The 16,929-nt window shown below is 45.5% G+C and carries 20 protein-coding genes; 11 read left to right on the plus strand and 9 right to left on the minus strand.

Going from position 1 to position 16,929, the window contains the following annotated elements:
- Nucleotides 1–94: 94 nt before the first annotated feature.
- From fliD to IQR33_RS35025, 9 genes are all read left to right on the plus strand, one after another.
- On the plus strand, nt 95–1,441 hold the full coding sequence (gene fliD, locus IQR33_RS31425) for a flagellar filament capping protein FliD (protein WP_005375015.1): 1,347 nt from the start codon (nt 95–97) through the stop codon (nt 1,439–1,441).
- Between the two features lie 32 nt (nt 1,442–1,473).
- The gene (fliS, locus tag IQR33_RS31430; RefSeq protein WP_005375014.1) at nt 1,474–1,860 is read left to right on the plus strand and encodes a flagellar export chaperone FliS; all 387 of its coding nucleotides are present in this window, start codon (nt 1,474–1,476) and stop codon (nt 1,858–1,860) included.
- Nucleotides 1,844–2,164, plus strand: a complete 321-nt coding sequence (locus tag IQR33_RS31435) for a hypothetical protein (RefSeq protein ID WP_005375013.1) — start codon at nt 1,844–1,846, stop codon at nt 2,162–2,164. The genes fliS and IQR33_RS31435 overlap by 17 nt, the downstream gene beginning before the upstream one ends.
- Nucleotides 2,161–3,234: a flagellar hook-length control protein FliK gene (locus IQR33_RS31440; RefSeq protein ID WP_017634432.1), complete on the plus strand. Its 1,074-nt coding sequence runs from the start codon at nt 2,161–2,163 to the stop codon at nt 3,232–3,234. Before IQR33_RS31435 ends, IQR33_RS31440 begins: the two co-directional genes overlap by 4 nt.
- Before the next feature lie 22 nt (nt 3,235–3,256).
- Nucleotides 3,257–3,757 (plus strand): flagellar basal body-associated FliL family protein, encoded by a 501-nt coding sequence (locus tag IQR33_RS31445; RefSeq protein WP_005375011.1) that lies wholly within the window; start codon nt 3,257–3,259, stop codon nt 3,755–3,757.
- A 12-nt stretch (nt 3,758–3,769) separates the two neighbouring features.
- Nucleotides 3,770–4,498, plus strand: coding sequence for a FliA/WhiG family RNA polymerase sigma factor (locus IQR33_RS31450; RefSeq protein ID WP_005375008.1), 729 nt, complete (start codon nt 3,770–3,772; stop codon nt 4,496–4,498).
- Nucleotides 4,499–4,508: 10 nt separating this feature from the next.
- Nucleotides 4,509–5,366, plus strand: coding sequence for a flagellar motor stator protein MotA (gene motA / locus IQR33_RS31455; RefSeq protein ID WP_005375006.1), 858 nt, complete (start codon nt 4,509–4,511; stop codon nt 5,364–5,366).
- A complete protein-coding gene (locus tag IQR33_RS31460) occupies nt 5,366–6,361 on the plus strand; it encodes a flagellar motor protein MotB (RefSeq protein ID WP_005375003.1) in 996 nt (331 codons plus the stop codon). Before motA ends, IQR33_RS31460 begins: the two co-directional genes overlap by 1 nt.
- 77 nt (nt 6,362–6,438) lie before the next feature.
- Nucleotides 6,439–6,726, plus strand: coding sequence for a hypothetical protein (locus IQR33_RS35025; protein WP_005375002.1), 288 nt, complete (start codon nt 6,439–6,441; stop codon nt 6,724–6,726).
- On the opposite strand, the gene IQR33_RS31465 is transcribed toward IQR33_RS35025, so the two are convergent.
- From IQR33_RS31465 to IQR33_RS31480, 4 genes are all read right to left on the minus strand, one after another.
- The gene (locus IQR33_RS31465) at nt 6,723–6,941 is read right to left on the minus strand and encodes a DUF6500 family protein (RefSeq protein WP_005375001.1); all 219 of its coding nucleotides are present in this window, start codon (nt 6,939–6,941) and stop codon (nt 6,723–6,725) included. The genes IQR33_RS35025 and IQR33_RS31465 overlap by 4 nt on opposite strands.
- A gap of 10 nt (nt 6,942–6,951) precedes the next feature.
- Nucleotides 6,952–7,329, minus strand: a complete 378-nt coding sequence (locus tag IQR33_RS31470; protein ID WP_005386881.1) for a PH domain-containing protein — start codon at nt 7,327–7,329, stop codon at nt 6,952–6,954.
- A gap of 112 nt (nt 7,330–7,441) precedes the next feature.
- A complete protein-coding gene (locus IQR33_RS31475) occupies nt 7,442–7,657 on the minus strand; it encodes a TIGR02450 family Trp-rich protein (RefSeq protein WP_005374999.1) in 216 nt (71 codons plus the stop codon).
- Nucleotides 7,658–7,795: 138 nt separating this feature from the next.
- Nucleotides 7,796–8,269: an HPP family protein gene (locus IQR33_RS31480; protein ID WP_005374998.1), complete on the minus strand. Its 474-nt coding sequence runs from the start codon at nt 8,267–8,269 to the stop codon at nt 7,796–7,798.
- Between the two features lie 98 nt (nt 8,270–8,367).
- Here IQR33_RS31480 and IQR33_RS31485 point away from each other — a divergent pair, with 98 nt between their 5' ends.
- Nucleotides 8,368–8,913, plus strand: coding sequence for a TetR/AcrR family transcriptional regulator (locus IQR33_RS31485; protein WP_017634429.1), 546 nt, complete (start codon nt 8,368–8,370; stop codon nt 8,911–8,913).
- An 84-nt stretch (nt 8,914–8,997) separates the two neighbouring features.
- Here the strand turns inward: IQR33_RS31485 and IQR33_RS31490 are convergent, their stop codons facing one another.
- Nucleotides 8,998–11,436 (minus strand): formate C-acetyltransferase/glycerol dehydratase family glycyl radical enzyme, encoded by a 2,439-nt coding sequence (locus IQR33_RS31490; protein ID WP_193837777.1) that lies wholly within the window; start codon nt 11,434–11,436, stop codon nt 8,998–9,000.
- Nucleotides 11,437–11,438: 2 nt separating this feature from the next.
- A complete protein-coding gene (locus tag IQR33_RS31495; RefSeq protein ID WP_158173242.1) occupies nt 11,439–12,380 on the minus strand; it encodes a glycyl-radical enzyme activating protein in 942 nt (313 codons plus the stop codon).
- Between the two features lie 258 nt (nt 12,381–12,638).
- Between IQR33_RS31495 and IQR33_RS31500 the strand changes: the two genes are divergently transcribed.
- Nucleotides 12,639–13,313: a fructose-6-phosphate aldolase gene (locus IQR33_RS31500; protein ID WP_193837778.1), complete on the plus strand. Its 675-nt coding sequence runs from the start codon at nt 12,639–12,641 to the stop codon at nt 13,311–13,313.
- A gap of 507 nt (nt 13,314–13,820) precedes the next feature.
- Here the strand turns inward: IQR33_RS31500 and IQR33_RS31505 are convergent.
- From IQR33_RS31505 to creC, 3 genes are all read right to left on the minus strand, one after another.
- A complete protein-coding gene (locus IQR33_RS31505; RefSeq protein WP_193837779.1) occupies nt 13,821–14,249 on the minus strand; it encodes a DUF2809 domain-containing protein in 429 nt (142 codons plus the stop codon).
- Nucleotides 14,236–15,576, minus strand: coding sequence for a cell envelope integrity protein CreD (gene creD, locus IQR33_RS31510; RefSeq protein ID WP_193837780.1), 1,341 nt, complete (start codon nt 15,574–15,576; stop codon nt 14,236–14,238). Before creD ends, IQR33_RS31505 begins: the two co-directional genes overlap by 14 nt.
- Nucleotides 15,577–15,651: 75 nt before the next feature.
- The coding region (creC, locus tag IQR33_RS31515; protein ID WP_228014244.1) for a two-component system sensor histidine kinase CreC at nt 15,652–16,929 on the minus strand (1,278 nt) is incomplete at its 5' end.

The raw sequence follows: 16,929 nt of genomic DNA on the forward strand, positions 1-16,929 counted from the left end.
TTTAATATACGGCACGTATCTTGCCACTGATAATTAAACTAAGGCGTAGCATTCAAAGTATTCAAGCCAATAAGAGATGAGAGGAGCACACCTCATGAGTTCTTTAGACCCAGTAAAAATGGCAACCCAATTCGCACAATTGGACACAAACCCATTCAAAAACCGTTACCAAGCGCAAGCTAATGTGTACCAGTCACAACTGTCAGCTTTTAATAAAGTTGAAAGCGCACTACGTGATTTTCGTACTGCAATGAAAGAGATGAATAACAGCACAAACAGCATCATCAAAAACAGTGCGACACTCTCTCAAGAAGGTAACTTTACTGCAAACGCGGATGCTAAAGCGCTAACGGGTAACTATCAGATTTTTGTAGAAAAAGTGGCAACGGCGCATCAAGTATCTACAGGTATGCCTGCAGACCTTGAGGCAACGACAGAAGTACCAACAACTGGATCTTTAGAATTCACCATCAACGGTGAAACAATGACTCTAGACTTGTCCTCCGTTGATGTTAATGGTGACGGCACTGCAACGATCAGCGATTTAGCCAGTGCGATTAACAATCACACGGATAACCCTGGCGTTAACGCCACTCTAGTTCGCTCGAATGGTCAAACACACTTTATGCTATCGAGCACTGAGACTGGTGTCGAAAATAAGATCAACGTATCTGCATCGGGTACTGGCCAAGCGTGGTTTGAAGACGCCTTCACCAACCTCAAGCAAATCAACGCTCCGCAAGATGCGGTTATGTGGCTAGGTGCAAAAGACTCAGGCCTGAAACTAACCAACGCAAGTAATACTTTTGAAGGTGTCATCGACGGTGTTGACATTACCGTATCTAAACCGCAAGCCGCGGGAGATTCGCCAATCGGTTTAAAAATTGGAGCTGATAGCGAAGGCACTAAAGAACAACTAGATAAGTTTGTGGAAACCTACAATGCCCTTGTTTCGACTATCGATCAGTACACCCAAATTGGCGGTGAAGATCAGAAACGCGGCGTGCTCGCTAGCGACTCGACATTGCGTTCTATTGAGAGTCAGTTAACGGGGTTAATCCGAGGTGAACACAATGGTATGCGCCTAAGCGAAATCGGCGTGAGCCTAGACCGCAACGGTAAAATGAAAGTTGATCAAGAAAAGTTCAAAGAAGCTCAACAAACAAACAGCGCAGGCTTAGAGGCGTTGTTTAATGGGGATGACGCTTTGCTAGATTCTCTTGACGCGATGGTAGAGCCTTTCTTGAAGTTCTCATCAGGTACCTTCAGCACGCGTAAAGACGCAATACAGTCAAGCTTAGACCGAATCAAAGATAAACAAACCAATTTAGAGCGTAAGTACGAAATGTCGTACAACCGCTATCTCAAACAATTCACTCAAATGAATTCAATTATGACCCAAATGAACCAAACCATGTCCATGTTTAATGCTCAAAAATAAGACATTTGGTTCCAAATTTAGGAGAAATATTCATGCTTATGGATTCTGGTTACGATTCGTACCAACAAGTCGATCTCGACGCTCAAGCGGCAGCAGCAAATCCACACCAATTGGTCATCATGTTAATCGATGGCCTACTCGATGAAGTTGAACGTATTCGCGGCCACCTAGCCGCAAATCGTTTGGCCGAGAAAGGGAATGGAATCAACAAATGCATGAACATCTTGATTGGACTAACAAGTGCTCTAGATGATGAAAACGGCGGTGAAATTGCGGAAAACCTACGCCAGCTTTATGACTTCTGCCAAGTCGAACTTTATTACGCTAGCGTGCAAAACGATGCAAATCGCTTGGTTAACGTTGAGCGTGTAATGGGTAACATTCGTGAAGGTTGGATGAATTTTGGACAACAAGCATAAAGTATCGCCAGAGCGATTCCGTCATTTATCTCAGCTCATCCAGTTCGCCGCAAAAACGGCCGATTGGCATGCGCTCAAGCGGTACGACTTGCAGTTGCGAGAGCTTTTGATCAGTCACAAGCCTTTTTTGAAAGATCCTAAGCTTGCACCTGAAATCCAGCGAGCGAAAACAGTGCACGCTAATGCCTTCGCAGTATTAGAGAAGTCGACCAACGAGTTGAAAAAAGAGATGAACATGGTCAATGACCATCAAGAACGCGCTATGGCCTATCAATTAGCAATGACCATGGAGCTAACTCAATGATCATACCTTCTTCAACTCAGCACTCGGGTAATTCGCCAGCTAACAATGAGGGTCACATCAAGCAAGCGAACTCGGTACACGGCTTTTCTCATGGTTTTAAATCAGGGAACAAGCAGAATGGTGAGCAAGACTTTAACTCTGCGTCAGCGGTACCGAGTTTTCACCTTACGGCCTCTACTTTGAACAACGCAAACAAAGTACAAAGTCATGGTTTTGATACTGATGACCGCTCAGCTTCAGATCCGGATGCCAACTTGACCAGTACACCAGGGTTAACAGAATCGACTGATCTTGCAGCGCAAGCTCAAGCTTTAACCCAGGGTATGATTACCATGGCAGAGAAGCAGGCTGAGAAACTAGGAAAAGCGTCATCTTTAATGACTGCGAGCGAAGTTAAGTCTGTTACTCAAGATTCGTCTAACGCTATGTTAAACACATCATCAAAACAAGATGTGAAGCAAAGTCTGCCGACTTCATCGAGTTCGCGTTTGCCTATCTCCGGTGCTGAGTTTCAAACTCTTTTGAATCAACCTGTTCAAGGGCAACCAACCGCATCTCTACTTCAAGCACAAGCTCCTACAACACAATCTGCACATTCACCTGTTGCGACGAGTCATGTTCAAGCTCAAGGCTCTGAGTGGGCAGCGGTGCGTGTTGATACCACTGCCGGAAAGTGGGGGGAGCAAATGATGCAAGTATTACATGATCGCGTGACGCTCCAAGCTCAACAAAATGTACAAGAAGCAAAAATCCGCCTAGACCCACCAGACTTAGGGAAATTGGATTTACTTGTACGTGTTGAAGGTGACCGATTGAGTGTCCACATCAACGCCAATGCCGCAGCAACACGAGAAGCTTTAATGCAAGTTTCGGAACGATTGCGTACTGAGTTACAAGAGCAAAACTTCGTTCATGTCGATGTCAATGTTGGCTCTGATCAAAACCAAGGTCGAAATGACCCACATGCAAACGAAGAAGACGCCAATATTTTCGCCGCACGAGAATCTGGTGCATTCCAAACCACGACAACAACTAACTATTCAGAACACTGGCTAAGCACTCAAGCTTAGTAAATCTTCGAGGAAAAAGGTTATGACCAAACAACAAATGATCGCCCTGTTTATCGCCATGATCATCACCAGTGCCCTCGTTTCGGCCGTCACAATTATGGGCGGAATCTGGTACTTAAACAAACACGCTCAAGAGTCACCTGACTCTGGTTCACTGATCGAAGACTCTCCACTGTCTTTTTTGGTCACAGAACAACCGACAAGTAAAGGTCCTAGCTTCCATCCTTTGGACAAAGTCGTTTTGACCGTTAAAGGCAAGAAACAGACTCACTTTGTGATGCTAGAACTGGCAATTGAGACACGCCGTCCAGAGCGTATCAAAGAGATCGATGAATACATGCCTATGGTACAAAACTCTCTATTAAAACTGTTTAGCGACAAAACGTTTGATCAGTTACAGCAAGCGGGTGCCATCGATATTCTGCAAGACGAAGTGAAGCAAACGCTTCTACTCGCTTTTGCTAAAACAGACATCGTCCGAGAAATCGACGATGTTTTGTTGACTAAATATGTTGTGCAATAACGGAGCACAACCATGTTAGACATGAATGTACAAGACACTTACACCACAGAAGAGGAAGTGACAACACCGTCACGACCAATTGATGAAAACGCATTGCTACAACGTCATCAGGTCATGGTAAAACGCGTAGTTAACCAGCTGCGCGTTCATGCCACTTCTCACTGTAGTATTGAAGATATGCAGCAGATAGGCCTTATCGCTCTAGTCGAGGCTGGACGCCGATATGGCGATGTTGACGATCCTCACTTTCCTGCTTTCGCCGTTTGTCGAGTTCGGGGAGCTATTTTAGACGAATTACGCCGACTAGATTGGCGTTCACGTAAGACTCGTCAACAAGCCCACGAGCTCAACGACGTGACTCGAGATCTCACTCGAACGTTAGGTCGAATGCCAACGGATGCCGAAATCATCCAGGCTTTAGGGACGAATGAGCAAGATTATTACAACCGCCAAAATGCCGCTCTCGCAGGCGAGATGCAAAGCCTTGACCAACTGATGGAGAGCAGCGGTGATAGCTACATTGGCGGGCAATACGATGGCATGGAACATGAACATATTCGTCGTAGTTTAGACAGTGCTTTGGGTAAATTACCTAAGCGCGATCAACTGCTCCTGACTCTGTTCTATCAACATGAACTCAACTTACACGAAATAGCTCTGGTATTGGATCTGACACCACCTCGTATATGTCAGCTTCACAAACAAGCGCTGAAACAACTCAACCAATTAATGTCCTCTTAGGAGTCACAAGATGCAAAAGTTTTTTGGAGTGCTCACTATCCTGGTGTGCGTCTTCGGTGGATATATGTGGGCCGGTGGTAGCTTAGGTGCTATCTGGCAGCCAGCCGAATTCCTTATCATTATTGGCGCCGCTGCTGGTTCTCTGATCATCGGTAATCCGCCTCATGTACTGAAAGAAATGCGTCGCCAAGTGCCAGCGACCATTAAAGGTCCAACAGAAGAGCATGAGTACTACATGGAATTAATGGCACTACTCAACAACTTGCTAGAGACAGCGAGAAACCGCGGATACAAGTTTCTGGATTCTCATATTGAGGCTCCGGAGCAAAGCTCTATGTTCCTCGCTTACCCGACGATCGCAGAAGATCATCGCCTAATTTCTTTCATTACTGACAATTTACGTTTAATGGCAATGGGACAGATGTCGCCTCATGAATTAGAGGGACTGCTAGAGCAAGAAATCGAAGCAATACAGAACGAAATGCTTTTACCTTCACGCTCACTACAGCGTACAGCTGAAGCACTACCTGGCTTCGGTATTCTTGCAGCAGTTGGTGGCATCATTATCACCATGCAAGCTATTGATGGCTCAATCGCTATGATTGGTTATCACGTTGCGGCAGCTCTCGTTGGTACATTCATTGGTATTTTCGGTTGTTACTGTGGCTTAGATCCACTAAGTAACGCCATGGCTCAGCGAGTAAAACGTAATATGACTGCTTTTGAGTGCGTTCGTGCAACCTTGGTTGCCTACGTAGCGAAAAAGCCGACATTGCTCGCCATTGACGCTGGTCGTAAACATATTCAGCTAGACATCAAACCAACATTCAACCAAATGGAGAAGTGGTTAGCTGAACAGGAGGGATAATGCAAAAACAAGAGCATGTAGTGTTCAAACGTGCCAAAGTATACAGCCATGATGAGTCGTCTCATGGCGGCGCGTGGAAAGTCGCGTTTGCTGACTTCATGATCGCCCTAATGGCGCTGTTTCTTGTACTTTGGGTTATGCAGGTGGTAGACAAAGAAGAGCGTAAAGCGATTGTTGCCCACTTGCATAGTTCAAGCGTATTCGACAAGAGTTACGGCAACCCATTTGATACGTCACAAAGTATTTCTCCTATCGACTTGGCACAGGACTCTTCTGTGCCAAGTAAACACAACTCCAACCATGTGGTAAGCTCTTACTTCAAAGGTGATGGGGATGGACCAGAAATTGATTCTTTGATTCCTGGTAACTTCGATACTCAAGAGCAACTTGCCGCACTAGCGAAAGTAATTGAGCAAATGACTGCCCAAATTAATGCGCAGGGAAATGTAAACGTCACGGTGACACCACAAGGTTTGCGTATCGTCCTTCAAGATGATTACAAACAGCATATGTTCAGCCGTGGTGGTGCAGAACTTACTCCTTTTTTTGAAGATTTACTGCTCGCACTAGCACCTGTATTTCATCGTGTTAATAACCCTCTGATCATCAGCGGACACACAGATGCAATTCCATTTAAAAAGCGTTTTGGTCGTCAATCTAACTGGGCGTTATCAGCCTCTCGAGCAGACGTAGCAAGAAATACGTTAGTTGAAGGCGGTATGCCGGATGATAGAGTAATGCAGGTAACGGGTATGTCAGATAGAGCGCTGCTTAATCCTGATGAGCCAGATTCTAGCGAAAACCGTCGTATTGAGCTGTTTGTTTTAACGACTCCTGCCGCTAAAGTGCTTGAGACCCTTTTTGGCAACCACCAAGAAAGCGAACTGCAAAAAGCGAAAGATAAGGCTGAATTCAACCAACCAGTCATTCGTCAAGAAGTCATCAATTACTCCGGCGATACCGCCACCAGCGAAGTAAAAATTCAAGAATTATAATCTTTAAAGGTCACCACTCTGGTGGTGACCTCTCTAACCAAAGCCTCTGTTACTGTGACTTTTTAGTTGAGTTCTATATGCACATAACATCATCCGAAAAAAGAAAAAGCGACTTACTAAAGAAAGCCTTTTTATGGCTCATTGTCTTCGATTACCTTTTATTGGCGTTTTTCTTAACTCAGCTATCAAGTATGACACTAAACAGCGGAACCATGATCAGCTTGTTACTTGTTGTTTATAACGTCTTACTTGTTTCGCTATGTTTTCAACGAACCAACAAGCAGGACTCTTACATTATCTACCCTGTTTTGTCCGCAACGTTATTAGCATTTGTCTGCTTTCTTTACTTCTTTTTTTTAATTTAGCTCCCCGACTCGACCATTGATTTTACTTTTACTGCTTTTTCGAAGTGGTCGAGCTGATGAGTCTGAATCCACCACGTAGCCGCTTCCATCAACAGCTCTGGGTCGTCATTTTTATTAGCGAAAAACGCATAAAATGAGAGACCAACCAATTCACCTTTACTCGCGATCTTTTTGTCACAGACCTCTATAATTTTGTCTCTCAGCGAAGCTCTCATTTCTAATCCCTTAACCTAGTACATACTCACTAACCATACGGTTGAAAGAAATCAAATCAAACGAGCCTTTAATTTCAAAACGCACTCTTCCAACCTCACTCATGAAGAACTCGATTTCACAATCCAAATCAAAAGTACCAGAGGTCTCGATAGAAAATGCATTGATCTTACTGTAAGGCAAAGAAGTGTAATCCACTTTTGAGCCGGTAATCCCTTGCACATTTGCCGCTATCACTCGCTTGTTCGTAAACACCACTTGGTCACGAACTGTTTTAAAAGCAGCGAAAATAGTCTCACCATCAATCAAGAACTTAAGGAAGTCTTCTCTGGCATTAGAAACGTCAATCGGCTTAAGCTTAAATACAGAGGAATTGTCGAAATCAATCATAATTAATCCTTTGAGTGGGCGTTAGAACGAATTATCAACGTATCAGATAGCACCACTTTTGCCTACTCGCAACGCACGTTTCTGCTTGATTCGCCCAACAACAAAGCGTCACTCACTTCCACCCTTGCATCCATTGCTCAGAGTCTTTTAGGTCTTGCCAGTTCATCTCTCGGTCGCGTTTACTCATGACTGCCTCGATGACACATCTCACAACGTTACCATCTTCATCTAGTTCCATTTCCGTCACGACAAAATGCTTCTCTTTGTTTTTAGGTGAAATAGCCGTCCATTTACTGTGCAATAGTTTCTTAGGGTGGATTCTGTTCATCGCATTGTACCAATTTAACTACCATGTTGATGTATACGACTGAATACCAAGAGAGAATCAGATTTTGTTTTTGCAAACCGACAAAAGATAAAACCGCAAAAGAGATCACTCCCTTTCGCGGCCCTAACTACAACCCGACTAGGTCTTCTGACCATTCAATCGAGGGTTTAAGTACTGACTTTGGAGCAACTGTAGCCCTTTACCGACCAGAACAATCACTACCGCGCCAATCAGGACAGGCGTGAAGAGAAAACTCCATCCCTGCCCAGACGCCATGATCAAAATTGGATTTGCCCCCGCAGGTGGATGAGTGGTCTTCGTAATCAGCATCGCAGACACACCTAGCCCCGTCGCAATCGCGAGCGTGACCGGCGTGACGTCAACATACTGGCTAAACGCAATACCGATAGATGCCGTGATGAAGTGACCAATGATCACGTTTTTTGGTTGAGCGAGAGGGCTGCTAGGCACCCCAAACACCAGTACTGCGGTAGCACCAAATGGTGCCATCAGGAGTACAACCTCCGTCAGTGATACCTCAGCGTAGGACAATACGCCAATAGCCAACGTAGCGCCAAGCCCGGCAACCAACGATAAAATTAAATTATTCATAAACACCTCAAAGTAGACCGAATTGTCTACAAAATAAAATAGACAAATCTGTCTACCTTTGTCAATATGTGTTTATGGAACTTTTTGAGGACATAGTTATGAACAAAAAGAAACAGTTATTGATCGACACAGCTTTGTCACTGTTTTATAAACAAGGCATCAACTCTATTGGCATCAATGAAGTCCTCAATGTTTCCGGCGTGGCTAAACGCACGCTATATAACCATTTTGAGAGCAAAGAAGCACTTATCATCTCCGCATTAGAACAACGCCACGAAATATTTATGGAATGGTTGGAGGAAAAGCTTTCTTCAGCACAAACGTGCGCGGAAGTGATCGATCAGTTATTTACAGCACTCAACGGCTGGTTTCATGGCTCTGAAGAAAAGTTGGGCGAGTTTCGCGGTTGCTTTTTCATCAATACGTCCGCGGAATTCAGTGACGACAGTGGCGAGATCGCAACGTATTGCCGCTACCATAAGCAGCAAGTCAGAGAGCTAATTCAACGCTATCTCAAATCAGACAACGCTTCATTACTCGATGCCATTTGCTTCATGAAAGAGGGCGCGATCACTACCGCTTACATGACGAAAGAATACGACAACGTCACGAAGAAATGCGTGACCATTTTGCACAAGCTTTAATGCGTTCAGGTATAGTCATTTGCGGATTAAGTATTCAAACCAAAGGCACCAATCGGTGCCTTTCGTTTTAGTTAGTGAGTGTACTTACAGCTCGTGCTCGGTACGAGCAATGATATCGTCTTGAGCATCTGGTGATAGCGCGGTGAAGAAGGCTGAGTAGCCTGCAACTCGCACAACCAGATCACGATATTGTTCAGGGTTCTTCTTCGCTGCTAGCAAGGTCTCGCGAGAGACGATGTTGTACTGAACATGCCAGCCTTTGTGGTGGTTGAAGAAGGTGCGAATCAACATAGAAAGCTTGAGCTTGTCCCCTTCAGACTCAACTGCTGCCGGGCTTAACTTCTGGTTAAGCAGCACGCCACCAAGGATCTTATTCGCTTGAATCTTACCAACCGAGTTGTACACTGCCGTTGGACCTAAACGGTCTGAGCCAGATGATGGGCTTGCACCTTCTGCCAATGGCGTTTTCGCTTTACGACCATCTGGCGTTGCCATGGTTGAAGCACCGAATGGGACGTTTGCCGAGATACTTGATGTACCTGCGTAGTAACCGCCGCCAATTGGACCACGCCCATGACGCGTATTAACGAACTGCTCTAGCTCATCAATGTACACTTGGTAAGCGTCTGCCAATAGTTGGTCTACCGCGTCATCATCGTTACCGTATTTTGGTGCAAAGTTGATAAGACGTTGGCGAAGCTGTTCGTTCTCCATGCCATCGAAATCTTCTGCCAATGCTTTTGCTAGCTGTTGTTGTGAGATAAGGGGCTGAGTGATTTGCGCATCATCGAAAACAAGGTGCTTGATGGCAGCTAGGCTGTTACCCAAGTTCGCGATACCGACTTGCAAACCAGATACCCAATCGTATTTCGCGCCACCTTCTTTCACGGTTTTACCGCGAGCCAAACAGTCATCCACCAGCGTTGAACAGAAAATGTCTTGAGCTTGCTGTTCAAGTACGCTGTCGACTACAGTATCAATCTCAATCGATTTACGGGTGTAGTAGCGGATTTGCTCTGCCCAAGAAGCGGTCACTTGCTCAAAGTTCTCAAAGTTGCCTTTTGCTAATGACTTATCGTGTGGCAAGAAAGCTTTACCCGTTGTTGCATCCACACCTTCGTTCAATGAAGCTAGCAAGATACGGGCGAAGTTAATGAAGCTCATGCCCGTACAACGGTAACCCCATTTGCCCGGAACTGCGGTCTCGATACAGCCGATAGATGCGTAGTTGTAAGCGTCTTCTTTCTCTACACCAAGCTTGATGAATTCAGGAATAACAATCTCATCGTTGTTGAACGCTGGCATACCAAATCCGCATTTAATCACTTCAATACAGCCCATTAAGAACTCTTGGTTTAAACCTTCATGGTAACGCACACTCAAGTTAGGTTGCGTCGAACGTAACTGACCACAAGATTCCAAAATCACCCAAGAAAGTGGATTCACTGCATCTTCAGGCTCACCCTTTTCATTCAACTTCTGACCGCCGATACACACGTTTTGATACAGCGGAGAACCTGCGGAGGCTTTAGAGTGCGCACCAGAGCGAATCTTGTTAACTTCAAGCAACTTCAACCAACAGCTTTGTAAAAGCTCTAGTGCAAAGTCTTTTTCAATCGCGCCGTTTTCGATATCACGAACATAAAACTCGTTGAGGAATTGGTCCATACGACCGAAAGAAACCGAGTGACCATTCGATTCGATTTGTAGCATCAACTGAACGAAATAGCTCAACTGCAGTGCTTGCCAGAAGTTTTCTGGTGCGTGGCTCGCGACATGACGACAGTTTGCCGCAATGCTTTCTAACTCAGCTTTGCGCAGCGGGCGTGTCTCTTCTAGCGCCATTTTTGACGCCAATTCAGCGTAGCTCACTATGTGATCTTGAATCGCAAGCAGTACGATTTCGACCGATTTGTAGAACTGCTCTTTCTTCAAGCCTTCAAAGGTCGAAACATCATTGTTAGCACGGTGCTGACGAACATCCTCTAACAAACCGTTCATGCCTAGCTTCAAGATTTTCTCGTTGTCCACCGCAAGGTGCGCGTCACCCGAAGTCATGTTGCCTTCGGCTTTAATGATGGTGCTGGCTAAGATTTCTTGCTGCTCATCAGTGAACAAGCCATAACAACGGTCTTGAACGGTTTTACCGCGCCAGTACGGCGTGATACTGTGGATGCTTTGTTTATCTTCTTCGGTGACAGCAAAGCCAGCACCTGGTCGGTCGGCTAGCTCATCAATTTCCGCTTCAATCCAACGTACAGTGTATTCTGGGAACATAGGCGCAGCGCGCACTTTGCTCGCTTGGTTACCGACGATCAATTCATCGTGTTTAATCCAAATCGTACGAGTGCGTAAGTGCTCTTGCAGTGCTAGCGCACGTTGGACAATCACAGGTTTGTCTTCGTTTGCTTGATAAGCACGAGTGTATGCCTCTGCACGCTCGGTACAGACAGGTGGCGTTACGATATTTACCAGTGCCGATTTGTGCGCTTTGATACGCTCAGGAAGGTAATTCAGGTCCATAGTTAACCTCTTACAATCACGTTAAGTTGGGTGTTTTCGCTTGCGTATTGCATGGCGCTTTCTAGCAGTTCTGGTTTGTTTAATGGCTTGTCAGAACACTCGTAAGGCATATCGAGCAAGCGGTATTTATTGATGCCGAGCGTGTGGTACGGCAGCAAGTGAAGTTCTTGGCAGCTTTCTAGTGAAGCCGCAAAATCGATGATGTCTTTCAACTCTTCGATGGTGTCATTGAACCCCGGCACCACTGGAACGCGAATCACAATGCGTTTCGCGATAGGTGCCAGTTTTCGGAAATTGTCTTTGATGCGTTTTAGTGAACCTTTCGCCCAGCTAAGAAACTTTTCTTCATCGGTGTGTTTTAAATCCGCCAACCAACAATCGATATGCGGCGCGGCTTTTTCGACGTTCTTCCACGGCACATGCATGCACGATTCAATCGCAGTCGAGACTTGGTTGTCATGCAGACGCTGTGCGAGTTCTGCCACCAAATCCGCTTGCATGAGTGGCTCACCACCGGAGAATGTCACGCCACCTTGGCTTTGGTCATAGAAAGGTTTGTCTTTCATTAAGGTGTCGAACAACATGTCTGATTTCGCCTCTTCACCGCAGACAGTCAGTGCTTGCGTAGGACAGACGTCTCGCAGCGCGATCAGTTGGTCTTCTTTGATGGCTTTGCGATTGATGATGATCTGGTTGTCGATACGTTGAATACCATCGCTCACCGTTTCACTACCCGCCGTGGTTTGAGTTGTAGCTTGATAAGCAGAAACGCACAGCTGGCAATCTTCCATGCAGCTTCGCTGATCAAAAAGCAGTGAATGCTTTTCGCTGCGGCTTTCTGGGTTTTGACACCAAGGGCAAGACAAGCTGCATCCTTTAAGAAAAAGAATGGAACGAATGCCATCGCCATCATGGGTAGAGAATCGTTGAATATTGAAATACATCTCTGCTTGCCTCTTGGTCTGTGCTACCGCTGTGTACTTAATCCGTTTCTTTCTTGCTGGTTAAGTCTTATGAACAGCTTTTCTTTGTTCGAACTGAAAGCTTCATTTGAGCGTTTACAAGTTTCACTTAACTTTCATTTAATGAAATTATTATAGTTTCAAATGAAATTTCAATTGATCAAAATCAAGATCTCGTTCGATTGTCAGATCTATAGTGATCCCATCATCAAAACGAAGATTTTGTTTAAGGTAGAAACCATGATTGAACTTTATTTAGATACTGCTGATGTGGCAGAAGTAAAACGCTTTAACCAATGCCTACCGCTAAAAGGCGTGACGACAAACCCAAGCATTTTGGCGAAGTCAAAACAGGGACTGAATGAAACCCTAGCAGGCATGCAAGAAGCACTTGGCGGTACACCTCGCTTTCACGCTCAAGTCGTGAGTTCAACCGTCGAAGGTATGCTGGCAGAAGCGCGCCAACTGAATGAATTGCCTTACGATATGGTGGTAAAAGTGCCAGCAACAGAAACAGGCTTAGCTGCAATTAAGCTAATGAAAAAAGAGGGAATTCAGGTTCTTGCTACCGCTATCTATTCAGCTCAACAAGGTTTCCTAGCGGCACTGTGCGGTGCTGACTACCTAGCACCTTACGTAAACCGCATTGATGCGATGAACGGCAACGGTGTTGAAGTGGTCGCGGATCTTCAATTGTTGCTCGATCAAAACCAACTACCAGCGAAGATTTTGGCAGCCAGCTTCAAGAACACTCAACAAGCGATGGAGGTGATGAAACTGGGTATCGAAGCCATTACATTACCAACCGATGTGGCGGCACAAATGTTCGCTCACCCAGCAGTAAAACCTGCGGTTGAACAGTTCGATAAAGACTGGAAAGAGGCGTTCGGCGATAAACTTTCATTTGAAAGCTAATTAAAAGTAGCAGCGAGATGTCTTAGTTAGGGTCTATTGAACTTTCACGGTTAAATTTTGTTCGAGATAAAAGCGTTTTAATCGCGGCGAGAGGTTTGCCGCCTAGTCATTCTAAGCAATTACCTCTCAACAAAGAGTAAAACGCTTTTAGCCGAACCCTTCGGGTAGCGTTTGTGGTTCATTTATACTTCATTACCGGCTTATCAGTTACACCAACTACATTTCAAATGTCTCTGCCTCATATAAATTACCCACAAATAGCTGCAAAAATCAGCTTGAAAGCTCAATAGACCCTATTAATAAAGGGAGTCTTAACTCACCCTGTGCGCCGGTGAGTTTAAGATTCCCTTGTGTCTTTCATATAAAGAGGCGATGTTTACAGCAGTTCTCTGTTGGTCAGTGACCAAAGGTACACGCGCTTGAGTAAACTGATTTTGATCCTTTTACGAATACCTCGTTTGGAATTGCGGAATCGGTCTGGCAGCACAATGGCTTTCATCTCGGTCTTCATTTCTTTTCTATCCACCAACACAGTAGACCTCCGATGCAGTAAGCCAGCAGATCTTTCCAATCAAATGTGGCGCCCAAAATCACTGCCAGAGGCGATGAAGGTTCGATACCAAGCCAAGCTGCGACCTGAAGCAATTGCCCCAACTCGACGGCAAACGCAATCAACACCACCAATGAAACCAGCCAGTTAACGGGCATAGAGAACATACTTGCAAGAAAGTAGTAGAGCCAAACTACAACGAGAACATCACCAAATGTCGGACGAATAAAGCTGTCTCGAACATAGAGTGCGATAACGACCAATGCGATAAAACACACCAAACTTTTCAGTCCATTTTTTGCAGAAAATCGCAGGTGGATAGCGGATGTCTCTTCCACCATATCACTTGGCTGACCAGTGAGAGTTTCTCGCTTAAACGTCTTCATGATTCGCCTTTGCACTTTCTTCCGCTTTCTTATTTCGTGCGTACCAGTCGATGTTGCGTGTAATGACCATAGTGAAACTCAAAATCGCGAAACACAGTAATGCCCCCATGACCAATGCGTAGCTTTCTGCTTGTAGCAAGCCAAACAGTAATCCGTAGAGAGTGAGCAAACACGCTCCGAAGATCGCGCCGTGTTTGGTGTTGCTCAACATACCGCTCACGTAAACACTTAAAAGCCCCGTCGATGCGACTGCTGACACCACATATGCCCAGTTAAAGCCGAGGTGTTCACTCATCGAAATCAGCAATAGATAGAAAAGCGCTAAAGCCAGACCAATAAAGCCGTATTGTACTGGGTGAACCGGACGCGCTTGGAACAGCTCCAGTAAGAAGAAACTCGCAAATACTAATGTGATAACCAACAGTGAATAGTTCACAGCTCGGTGAGATTTCAAATAGTGGTCCACGGGATCAATCAAATCTACGCCCATTTGTCGCTGTTCAAGCTCGTGACAAGCGTGATTCGATGACAAACAGCTTTGGAACAGCTGCGCAATATTGGTAGAGAAGTTGTTGCTCGCCCACTGTGCGTTAAATCCATCTTCAGATACTTCTGATGACACCGGTAAGTAATCACCGATAAAGCTTGGATGCGCCCAAGTTGAAGAGAGTTCAACCGTTGTTTGACTGCCAATTGGTGTGACTTGAAGCTGTCCCATCCCTTGTAGCAAGAAGTTAAGATCGAAAGCCAAAGGTTGTGCTGGGTTTAGGTCTGCAAGTGTCAGATCACTGTGGAAGCCTTGTGGTAACTGATTTAACCCCGTTCCCGGTGCGACTTCGATGTTAGCACTCTCCATGGTCATGTCATCCAAACGAATTAATCCGCGGCTATCTTCAATGCCAACCACTAGGCTCATGTTGTCAATATCAAGCCCCTGCAACGCCGCGAGATCGTCTGCATCGAAAGTGCCTTTCAGTGCCACTTGTGCTTTGTATAAACGCGCACGGTATATGCCTCGGTACTTTTCAAAACTGTCCAGATTCGCGCTCATATCAAAAGTGCTAGGTAAAAGAAATTTACGACGCTCTTTAATCTGTACTTTGTCATCTCGGTAACTGGTTTCGGTGTAGTTAACCATGATGAATGGACCAATGATGCGCTGCTCGCCGCTGCTGCTGCGTGCGATGTCGTTTCTGACTTCATCTTGGCGATATGAGCGCTCTGAGATCAGCCCTGTGACCATTGAAAGCGGGATTTGCAATAAGACAAACAAAAACAGCACGAAGGCGAACTTCGTGCCGAGTTGGTTATTGAGGATCTTTTTCATGTTTCATTCTCCATTTGCTGATGGGAGTAATCTAAATCAGCAATTTGGAGAACGAATGGAGCTAATGTGGAGTTTCTATGGAGTTGGTAAAATCAGGGTCACTTTCACGCCAGAATCGACGTTTTCGACTTGCAACTGACCTTTGTGCAGCTTGATCACTTGCTCAACAAAATTAAGCCCGAGCCCAGTGCTCTTAACGCCATTTTCCCGAGCGAGGGAATAAAAGCGCTCGGTCAAACGAGGCATCGCATAGTCAGGAATGTGAGGACCTGAATTGAAAATCGACAAGCATACCTTCTCTTTCGTGACCTCAGCTTTCCATTCAATGCATCCCTCTGAATCAACAAAATCCAGCGCATTGTCCATCAGGTTAAAAACGGCTTGTTTCAGTAAGAAGGCATCACCAAGCACGGCTTGGTGGTCATCAATTTGGATGTTGGCAATCACCGACTTAGCACTCAAGCGCGCATCCGCCGATTCAAGCACTTCATTGACCATTTGTTTTAGCGAGATAGCTTCGACTTGTTCTAGCTCAGGGCGCTTTTCAAGACGAGCAAGTTCTAGCAACTTATCAATCAATGACTGCATGCGGTCGCTTTCTCGCTCAATGTTGCCAGCAAAGCGCGCGACCTTTTCTTCAGGCAACGGCATTTGCAATATTTCACTCGCGCCTTTAATCGCTGATAACGGGCTTTTCAGCTCATGAGTCAGCGTCTGTACGTACTCTTCCACATATTGTTTACCATCGAGCTGATTGCGCATTTTCTCTAATGCGTCGCTTAGCGTGCCGTACTCATAAAAGATACGAAATGTCGGCTTAGAGACCTTTTCACCCTCACCCATTTTGGTCGCGTAGTCTTCTAGCTTGTTCAGTGCCGAGTGAATTCGCCAAGCAAACAATGCCCCTGCCAATAGCACTAAACCACTCATCCATACCATCCAAAACAGCACATTGCGTTTAGAAAGATCGATGAAGGGCTGTACGGAGCGATTGGATTTTGCCACCGTCACGCTGCCAATGATTTCGCCTTTGTGGTAAATGGGCGCAGCAACATGCATAACGGTTGAGAGCGGATCTTTCGGGTCTTCGATGGTACTGCGCGCGCCGTATTGACCACGCAACGTGAGATACACATCGTTCCATTGCGAGTAGTCTTTGCCTACGTCTTGCTGCCAAGAATCCGCAATCACAATGCCTTGTTTATCGGTGATGTAAATTCGATGGTTAATCGCTTTTTTGCCAATTTCCCAAATGCGCGCTTGGGGTTCTCGCTGCCCATAAGCCGCTAGTAGTTTGGAGAAGCGACTCTCAGACAACTTTCCGTTCGCAACATCTTCTTCTGCCAATACCGC

The sequence above is a fragment of the Vibrio sp. OPT46 genome, from assembly GCF_015163535.1.
Taxonomy (GTDB): Bacteria; Pseudomonadota; Gammaproteobacteria; order Enterobacterales; family Vibrionaceae; genus Vibrio; species Vibrio alginolyticus.

Bases quoted from the DNA above. Each gene is read 5' to 3' on its own strand.
- fliD (WP_005375015.1), top strand. From the start codon at position 95: ATGAGTTCTTTAGACCCAGTAAAAATGGCAACCCAATTCGCACAATTG.
- fliS (WP_005375014.1), top strand. From the start codon at position 1,474: ATGCTTATGGATTCTGGTTACGATTCGTACCAACAAGTCGATCTCGAC.
- IQR33_RS31440 (WP_017634432.1), top strand. From the start codon at position 2,161: ATGATCATACCTTCTTCAACTCAGCACTCGGGTAATTCGCCAGCTAAC.
- IQR33_RS31445 (WP_005375011.1), top strand. From the start codon at position 3,257: ATGACCAAACAACAAATGATCGCCCTGTTTATCGCCATGATCATCACC.
- IQR33_RS31450 (WP_005375008.1), top strand. From the start codon at position 3,770: ATGTTAGACATGAATGTACAAGACACTTACACCACAGAAGAGGAAGTG.
- motA (WP_005375006.1), top strand. From the start codon at position 4,509: ATGCAAAAGTTTTTTGGAGTGCTCACTATCCTGGTGTGCGTCTTCGGT.
- IQR33_RS31460 (WP_005375003.1), top strand. From the start codon at position 5,366: ATGCAAAAACAAGAGCATGTAGTGTTCAAACGTGCCAAAGTATACAGC.
- IQR33_RS35025 (WP_005375002.1), top strand. From the start codon at position 6,439: ATGCACATAACATCATCCGAAAAAAGAAAAAGCGACTTACTAAAGAAA.
- IQR33_RS31465 (WP_005375001.1), bottom strand. From the start codon at position 6,941: ATGAGAGCTTCGCTGAGAGACAAAATTATAGAGGTCTGTGACAAAAAG.
- IQR33_RS31470 (WP_005386881.1), bottom strand. From the start codon at position 7,329: ATGATTGATTTCGACAATTCCTCTGTATTTAAGCTTAAGCCGATTGAC.
- IQR33_RS31475 (WP_005374999.1), bottom strand. From the start codon at position 7,657: ATGAACAGAATCCACCCTAAGAAACTATTGCACAGTAAATGGACGGCT.
- IQR33_RS31480 (WP_005374998.1), bottom strand. From the start codon at position 8,269: ATGAATAATTTAATTTTATCGTTGGTTGCCGGGCTTGGCGCTACGTTG.
- IQR33_RS31485 (WP_017634429.1), top strand. From the start codon at position 8,368: ATGAACAAAAAGAAACAGTTATTGATCGACACAGCTTTGTCACTGTTT.
- IQR33_RS31490 (WP_193837777.1), bottom strand. From the start codon at position 11,436: ATGGACCTGAATTACCTTCCTGAGCGTATCAAAGCGCACAAATCGGCA.
- IQR33_RS31495 (WP_158173242.1), bottom strand. From the start codon at position 12,380: ATGTATTTCAATATTCAACGATTCTCTACCCATGATGGCGATGGCATT.
- IQR33_RS31500 (WP_193837778.1), top strand. From the start codon at position 12,639: ATGATTGAACTTTATTTAGATACTGCTGATGTGGCAGAAGTAAAACGC.
- IQR33_RS31505 (WP_193837779.1), bottom strand. From the start codon at position 14,249: ATGAAGACGTTTAAGCGAGAAACTCTCACTGGTCAGCCAAGTGATATG.
- creD (WP_193837780.1), bottom strand. From the start codon at position 15,576: ATGAAAAAGATCCTCAATAACCAACTCGGCACGAAGTTCGCCTTCGTG.